The 7,670-nt window shown below is 63.9% G+C and carries 5 protein-coding genes; 1 reads left to right on the forward strand and 4 read right to left on the reverse strand.

Going from position 1 to position 7,670, the window contains the following annotated elements:
• The first annotated feature begins 229 nt into the window (after window positions 1-229).
• Entirely contained in the window at window positions 230-1,519 is a 1,290-nt protein-coding gene (locus C8J25_RS19525) for an N-succinylarginine dihydrolase (RefSeq protein ID WP_107956015.1), read from the forward strand.
• A gap of 53 nt (window positions 1,520-1,572) precedes the next feature.
• On the opposite strand, the gene C8J25_RS19530 is transcribed toward C8J25_RS19525, so the two are convergent.
• The 4 genes from C8J25_RS19530 to C8J25_RS21235 form a co-directional block, all read right to left on the reverse strand.
• Window positions 1,573-4,617 (reverse strand): TonB-dependent receptor, encoded by a 3,045-nt coding sequence (locus C8J25_RS19530; protein ID WP_244187239.1) that lies wholly within the window; start codon window positions 4,615-4,617, stop codon window positions 1,573-1,575.
• Between the two features lie 243 nt (window positions 4,618-4,860).
• A complete protein-coding gene (locus C8J25_RS19535) occupies window positions 4,861-6,420 on the reverse strand; it encodes a carboxylesterase/lipase family protein (protein WP_107956012.1) in 1,560 nt (519 codons plus the stop codon).
• Window positions 6,407-7,414: a sugar kinase gene (locus C8J25_RS19540; protein ID WP_107956013.1), complete on the reverse strand. Its 1,008-nt coding sequence runs from the start codon at window positions 7,412-7,414 to the stop codon at window positions 6,407-6,409. The genes C8J25_RS19535 and C8J25_RS19540 overlap by 14 nt, the downstream gene beginning before the upstream one ends.
• 145 nt (window positions 7,415-7,559) lie before the next feature.
• Window positions 7,560-7,670, reverse strand: a 111-nt coding sequence (locus C8J25_RS21235) for an SDR family oxidoreductase (RefSeq protein ID WP_244187240.1), incomplete at its 5' end; no start/stop codon positions are given.

Raw genomic sequence — 7,670 nt, forward strand, 5'->3', positions numbered from 1 at the left:
GATCGGAACCTCGCACCGTCGCACGGTTGCCACGCACAGGCGCTTGATGGCGTTGAGCGGAAGCCTATCGAGCTAACCCGCCCCAACGATCGAGACCGTTGCCACCGACTACAGACTCTTCTCCATCGGGCAGGGCACCTTTTACCCTGTCGGCAATTCCGGCTATCGGCCTGCCATTCGCGGGACGGCGGTGGCAAACACCGAGACCGACGGGACGAGGAGTGATGCCGTGATCGAGGTCAATTTCGATGGAATCGTCGGTCCGACGCACAATTACGCGGGACTTTCGATCGGCAACCGTGCGTCGTCCGCCAACGCCGGTGCGGTGTCTGCCCCGCGTCTTGCCGCGCTTCAAGGTGTGGGCAAGATGCGTCGCCTGATGGACATGGGCCTGAAGCAAGGCGTCTTCCTGCCGCACGTCAGGCCGCAGGTCGATTGGTTGAGGTCGCTAGGGTTCGCGAGATCCGATGCGGAAGTCCTGTCGTCGGCGTGGGCTGCCGATCGTGCGCTGGTCGCCAACGCGATGTCGGCTTCGTCGATGTGGACCGCGAATGCGGGAACGGTGTCCCCGGCGACCGACACGCGTGACGGCCTTTGCCATATCTCGGTCGCGAACCTGTCGACGATGCCGCACCGCGCGATCGAGGCAGTGCAGACCGAACGACAACTCCGCCTCGCGTTTTCGGACGCGCGGTATTTCCGTGTGCATCCCCCCCTGCCCGCCGCGTTCGGGGATGAAGGCGCAGCCAACTTCATGCGGCTGGTCTCGCCCGCCGGCGGCGCGGCGGTAGAGATGTTCGTCTATGGCGAGGGTCAGGCCGGTGGCTTCCCCTCGCGTCAGCACCGCAGCGCAAGCGAGGCGGTCGCACGCCGTCACGGCCTCGATCCCCGCCATACGTTGATGGCTCGGCAAAGCGCGGCGGCGATCGCGGCGGGTGCTTTCCATAATGACGTGGTTGCGGTGGCTAACGGTCACGTCCTGTTCGCACATGAGCAGGCGTTCGCCAACCCTCGCGCACTGTACGATGCGGTGGCGGCGCTCGTCCCCGACGCGGTGATCGTCGAGGTTCCGTCGGATCGCGTGAGCCTCGATACTGCGATCCGGACATATCTGTTCAATTCCCAGCTGGTCACGATGCCAGATGGGGGAATGACCCTTGTCCTGCCTGCCGAAGCACGCGAGCATGCCGATGTCTGGGCTTGGCTGTCGGAATTGATCGCAACCGGGGGGCCGATCACCCGACTGGAGATCGTCGACGTCCGCGAATCTATGCGCAACGGCGGCGGTCCTGCGTGTCTCCGGCTTCGCGTTCAGGTCGATGCGGAAGCGTTTGCTGCGATCGATCGCCGCTTCCTGCTCGATGATGCTGCCTGCGACCGGATCGAAGCGGTCATTGCGCGCGAATGGCCCGAAGCGATTGCGCCCGATGATCTGGGTAATCCCCATCTTTGGGAGCAGTGTCTCCGTGCCCGCTCGGCCTTGACCGCAGCGCTCGGTTTCAGCCCTGACGAGATCTGATCGGTGGCGCACTCTAGCCAGGAGTGCGCCACCGGATCGCTTGCGGATTCAGACTACATCTTAAAGCGCGCGCCCATCAGGAACGTGCGGCCGAAGTGGTTGTTCTCGTAGTTCCGGTTCGCGTCGAGATCGGTGTAGCGGCTGCGATAATTGTCGGTGAGGTTCGTTCCCTCCAGCGAGACCTCAACCGCTGGTGTCAACTTGTAACGAAGCGAGGCGTCGACGTTCAGGGTCGAATTATACCCCTCGAACAGGTTGCCCGTCGCCGAACTGCCGTCGATGTACGGGCTGCGATAGCTGACGGACCCGCGCGCGCTGAACTTCTTGTCTTCGTAATAGAGCGTGCCGTTATACGCGCGCTTCGACAGGCCGTAGAGCGTTGCCGTGCGCGTCGTGTTCGGCAACGCACCGAGCACGCCACCGGGCGTCACGACGGCGCCTGTCACCGGGTTGAAGGTTGGCCGGGTCACGGCGGTGGCAGGCCCCCCTTGCGAATAGCCTGCGCTCGAATCGACAAAGGTCGCATTCGCCAGGAACCCGAAGTTCTTGAGGAACCCGGGGAGGAAGCGGAAGCTGGATTGGAGCGAAATCTCCATCCCCTTCAGCGAGGCGCCTTCGCCGTTGACGGGCGCGTTGATCTGCCAGAGCTGTCCCTCCGGTGCTCCTGCCGCGGGCGAACTGGCGGGGATCACCGACAGCGGTAGACCCGTCGAGGCGAACGACCCGCTCCGGGTCTGTGTCACGGTAAAGCTCTCGATGTTCTTCTTGAACACTGCGACGGAGAAGATCGATTGCGGCGCGAAATACCATTCGGCTGCCAGATCGAACGCGGTCGCGCGGAACGGCTTCAGCAACGGGTTGCCAAACGTCACGCGGTAGTTGAACCCGTCGACCGAACCACCCGGCGTGAGGCTGCCGAGGCTAGGGCGCGTAAGCACCTTGGCGATCGCGCCGCGCAGGATAACCTTCTCGGTCGGGAACAGCGCGACATTCATGGCGGGCAGCCAGTCATCGTAGCTCCGACCAACCGTCGCCGGCGTGTTGACGGTGACGCCGCCGACGACCGCGGACGAGATGCCGGTCGATTTCTGCGCGGTATGGGCATAGCGCATGCCGGCGTTCGCGGCGTAGTTCAGGCCGAACAGGTCGCCCTTGATGTCGAACTCGGCATAGCCCCCGGTAACCTCTTCGACGACGCTGCGGGTATCCCCGACCAGCACGGTCGGCGTGCGGTTGTAGAGCTTGGTATAGGCAGCCGCCGCATCGATGTTCGGCACTAGGAAGCTCGTGGTCGTCCCCGCGGGCTGCCCAGCTTTGCCGAGATTGAAGATCTCGCCAAGGCTTCCGGCGGGGAAGCCATAGACCGCGGTGGGACCGAACAGCGTGTTGGGCGAGCAGGTAAGCGTGCCGAGCACGACGTCCTTCCCGCCCGCGTTCGGGCAGACCACGGCATCGCGTGAGAACCCCGCGGTATCGAACGAGAAGCGGCGATACATGCCGCCAGCCTTGATCTGGAACCCTTCGGCGACATCCCATTCGGTGCGCAGCTGCGCGGTACGAAACTTGTTGATCGTTTCGGACGGCCGATCGCGAATTTCGGCCAGTTGGAAGTTCGCCGGATCGGTGACGCTGGTACCGAAAGTAAGCTTCGGCCGCTTCATGTCGGTATAGTCGTAGCTATACCCCTGCGCGTCGCGATCATCGAACACGAAGGTCGTCTCGACCGGGATCGTGGCATCCGATTTGGAGAAGCCGCCAAGCAGCGTGAAGCGGAGCTTGTCCGTCACGTCCTGATCCCAGCTTCCGCCAAGCTGATAGAATTCGGTCTGTGATTTACGCAGATAATGCTCGGTGCGGACCCACGCGTCGTTCAGCGTCGCCTTGACGAGATTGTTGTTGCCATCGATCGTATAGTTGCTGATGTCGATCGAGCGCTCGTTGGAGCGCAGCAGCACTTCACCCCATTTCTCTTCGCGGGTTTCCTTGAACCGCGAATACAGGCCGTCGATCGAGACCTTCGTCGATTCAGTCGGCGCCCATTGGATGCTGCCGGTGATGCCGAGCCGCTCCCGGTCGTGACGGACCGAGCCGTAGCGCGGGATGCGTGGATGGAAGGCGAGCGCTGCCGTGTCGCAAATCGCTGAGTTGGTATAGGTGCCACCGCGGTTCGGTGCAGTAAAGCACGGCGTTCCCCCTACCGAGTCGAACACGCCTTGCGCCCAGCGAACGCTGTTGTTGCCCAGTTCCAAATTGTTCGTCTTGGTATAGGCGCCCGACAGCGCCATGCCGAACGTGCCGTCGGCCGATTTCCACGAAAGCAGGCCCGCCAGACGCGGTCCGAAATTCTTGCTGAGATCGTTATAGCTCGCTTGCGCAGAGCCGACGAGCGTGAAGCCGGTTTTGCCACCCAGCGGATTGCCGGTGTTGAGGTCGACCACCGCGCCAAGCGAACCTTCATCCAGCGACGCCTCGGCGGTCTTGTGGACGACGATCGAGTTGAACAGTTCGGAGGCGAAAACGTTAAAATCGAACGCACGATCGCGGTTCGAGCTCGCGCCGTCGGTCGACGTAGCGACCGTCTCCAGGCCATTGACCCGGACGCGCGTAAACTGCGCACCAAGCCCGCGTACGGTGATCGCACGGCCCTCGCCTGCGTCGCGCTGGATCGAGATACCGGGAATACGCTGCAACGACTCAGCCAGGTTCTGGTCGGGAAACTTGGCGATGTCCTCGGCGACGATCGCATCGACCGACGACACCGACTGACGCTTGACGTTGAGCGCCGCGTCGAGCGAGCGCCGGAATCCGGTCACGATGATCTCGGCGGTCGGACTGTCGGCGGATACCGTCTCGGGTACGGTTTCGGGCGAGTTTTGCGATGCGGTCGTCGCGGCGGGATCCGCCGGTTGCCCCTCAGGGACGACTGCGGTCTGTGCCGGTGACGGATCGACCTGAGTGGGTGCTCCTGGGCTCACGCTATTCGGTATCTGCGCGGCTTGCGCAACTGCGGTTGCCGGCATCGCCAGCGCCAGCACGAGGCTGCCGACGGAAATCCCGCCAAGCCAGTTCAGTCGACGATCCGTTGCTGCTGTTTGCATGCCCATTCCTCCACTCCCCGTCGGGTCAACATCGATGACACCGGTTGCGACGTCGGCTGCTTGCCGCGTTGCCTCCGCCCTGATGATCTTGGGGAACAAGACCCGTTACTTTCGAACGGGTGCATCTCATCCTCTCCTGAACAGCCAGTTGTTGCTGGTCCGCTCCCGGTTCCTGTCTATGCTTAGGTAACCGGTGTCAGGACAATGTCGCACGATCGTTTACGTGTCAACATGCGCCGGAGATCAGCTGCCCGGTTGGATGTACGGAACGCGCGCGAACAGCTCGCGCTGCCATCGACGCGGATCGGCCTCGAGATGTGAATTCGCATCGAAGATCATCGTCGCGCGCGTGGTCAGGTCATAGCGCGGCCAAGCCGGAACGCCTGCGTGGTTCGGATCGCCGGTACGCGCGAACGCGACGAAACTGTTTTGCATCGCTTTGGATGCGGAATGGGCATCCGCGCCGATACCGGTCTGGGATCCCGCAGCATTCAGAGTGCCGAACACCAGCGGGATATCCATCGTGTGGAAAGCACCGCGACGCGGATCCGTGCGCGACGCGAAGTCGACTTGGTACACCCAGGCGAGTGAATTGCTGGTTGCTCGTGCTTCGGCCTCGATCACCTGCCCGCGCCAGCTTCTGCCTGCGGAGGTGGCGTCGTAGAACACATCGAGCGGCGACCACGCTGGGTATCGCGCGCGGTATGCAGCGACGACCCATTCGGGCAGTATGTCGATCTTGAGTTCCGGCGCCATGCGGGCCGCCAGATTGGCCCAGTCGAGCCCACTCACCTTAGCAGAATCCGGACCTATAAACCCGCGCGTCTCGTCATGCGTGTTGCCCAGCATCATTGGGATACCGTTGCCCAACGGGTTGGCATCCGGCCAGAACGGATGTCGCGTCAGCCAGGTCATGTCGAGTACCGGCCCGAAATACACGCCGCCTCCCATCACCGGATCGGTCGCGTCGAGCGCCTCGACAAGCTTTGCAGCGGGGAGCGTCGACAGCGGCGACATATTGGTCTCCGTCACACCGAGCTTCGCGAGATAGGCTCGCGTCCGCGCTGTCGCGTTCAGCGGGCCGGATACCGTCACCTGCTGGCCGCTCATCGTTGCAGCCCGGTGAAACAGCCCGGCCGCGGCCGGCATCCCCATCATCGTCGCGATCTTCGCGCCGCCGCCCGATTGTCCGAACACCATGACTCGTGACGGATCGCCGCCGAACGCCGCGATATTGGCACGCACCCATTTGAGCGCGAGGATTAAGTCGAGCTGCCCCGCATTGCCGCTGTCCGGAAATCTTGGATCGAGCCGCGCGAGGTAGAGATAGCCGAACGCGTTGAGCCGGTGGTTGATCGTCACCACGACACAGTCGCCGCGTGCCGCCAGCGCCTGCCCATCGTTCAACGGATCGGTAACGCTGCCGTTCGAATAGGCGCCCCCGTGGATATAGACCATGACCGGCTTGTTGGCGCGGGCGTCGGCCTCGGCGGTCCAGACGTTGAGGAACAGACAGTCCTCCGACTGCGGGCCATAAGGTCCCGATTGCGGGGATACCGGTCCGAACTCCAGCGCGGGCCGGTGCTGCCCCGGCATCACCACCGGTAGTGGCGCCTGGAACCGCTCGGCACGACCGTAGCGTATTCCCCTGAATGCGCTGACCTGCCCTTCCGACGTACCCACGAAATTGCCTGATGGCGTTCGAACCTTGGGGGCCGTACTCGCTCTCGCGGGGCTCGCGAGGATCAGTGCGGCCCCGGCGCCTATCGTCGCCCTGCGCGTCCAGCCATCAGCGCCGGACATCGAGGCCGCCGGCCAGATATGCGTCGATATCCGCCTGGCGAAACAGGCTCGCGTCCCCGGGCAACGAGTGTTTCAGCGCAGCGAGCGCCAAACCGATACGCGCGGTTTCGGCGATATCCTTGCCGGATCGTAGTCCGTGTAGGACGCCAGCTGCGAACGCGTCACCGCCGCCGATTCTATCGACAATACCGGCTAGGACGACCTCGTCGGTCTGGGCGTAGGCGTCGCGCGTGTCGATCCGCGCGGAGAGGCGGTGGAGATCGACGTGTTCGACATGGCGCGCGGTCGACGCGATCGTCTGCAAGCGGGGAAACGCGGCGAACGCGGCCTCCGTCGCTTCGCGTCGGCGATCCTCGGCCTCGCCGGAGAAGTCGCGATCGAGCAGCAGGGCGATATCGCGGTGATTGCCGAACATCAGGTCGGCATGCTCGACGAGTTGCGTCAGGATCACGCGCGGGTTCGAGTCCCATCGTTCCCAAAGCTTCCCGCGCCAATTTCCGTCGAACGAGACCGCAATCCCGCGTTCCGTCGCCGCTCGGACGGCTGCCAGCGCCGCTTCAGCCGGGACCGGGCCGAGCGCCGGCGTGATGCCGGACAGATGCAGCCGATCGACGCCGCCGAGCAGCGAGGTCCAGTCCCAGGTTTCAGCAGGTGCCTCCGCGAACGACGACCAGGCCCGGTCGTAAATGACTTCGGTAGCGCGAAGGCCTGCACCGGACGTCACGAAATACAGCCCCATCCGGTCGCCGCCCCGTGTGATCGTCGACGTGTCGACACCATGCCCACGCAGCGTCGTGATCGCCGTGCGGCCGAGATCATTGTCGGGGACCATCGTCGCCATCCCGACGTCGTGGCCGAGCCGTGAAAGCTGCGTCACGACGTTCGCCTCGGCGCCTGCGACCCAGACGTCGAGTTTCGGCGTCTGCAACAGCAACTCGCGACCTGGCGGGGAAAGCCGCAACATGATCTCGCCGAACGCCAGGAATTTAGTCATATCACCCCTTCATCGAATCCTCCCAGCGCGGGGAGGAGGGCCACTGCTTGGTCGTGGTGGAGCGGGCGTGCCACGACGGATACGCTAACGGAAGCCCCTTCCCATCGGCTTGAGACAGGCCCTCACCCCCGTGTCGGGACGAACGTCACCGAGCGAGCCAGCCGCCATCGACGGCAAGGATGTGGCCCTGGACGTAGTTGGCTGCCGCCGACGACAGGAACACCGCCGCACCGCCGAGATCGCTCGCGTCACCCCA

Source organism: Sphingomonas faeni (genome assembly GCF_003053745.1).
GTDB lineage: Bacteria > Pseudomonadota > Alphaproteobacteria > Sphingomonadales > Sphingomonadaceae > Sphingomonas > Sphingomonas faeni.

What these genes read in the sequence shown, in the direction of transcription:
- C8J25_RS19540 (WP_107956013.1), bottom strand. Translation starts at nt 7,414, where the DNA reads ATGACTAAATTCCTGGCGTTCGGCGAGATCATGTTGCGGCTTTCCCCG.
- C8J25_RS19530 (WP_244187239.1), bottom strand. Translation starts at nt 4,617, where the DNA reads ATGCAAACAGCAGCAACGGATCGTCGACTGAACTGGCTTGGCGGGATT.
- C8J25_RS19535 (WP_107956012.1), bottom strand. Translation starts at nt 6,420, where the DNA reads ATGTCCGGCGCTGATGGCTGGACGCGCAGGGCGACGATAGGCGCCGGG.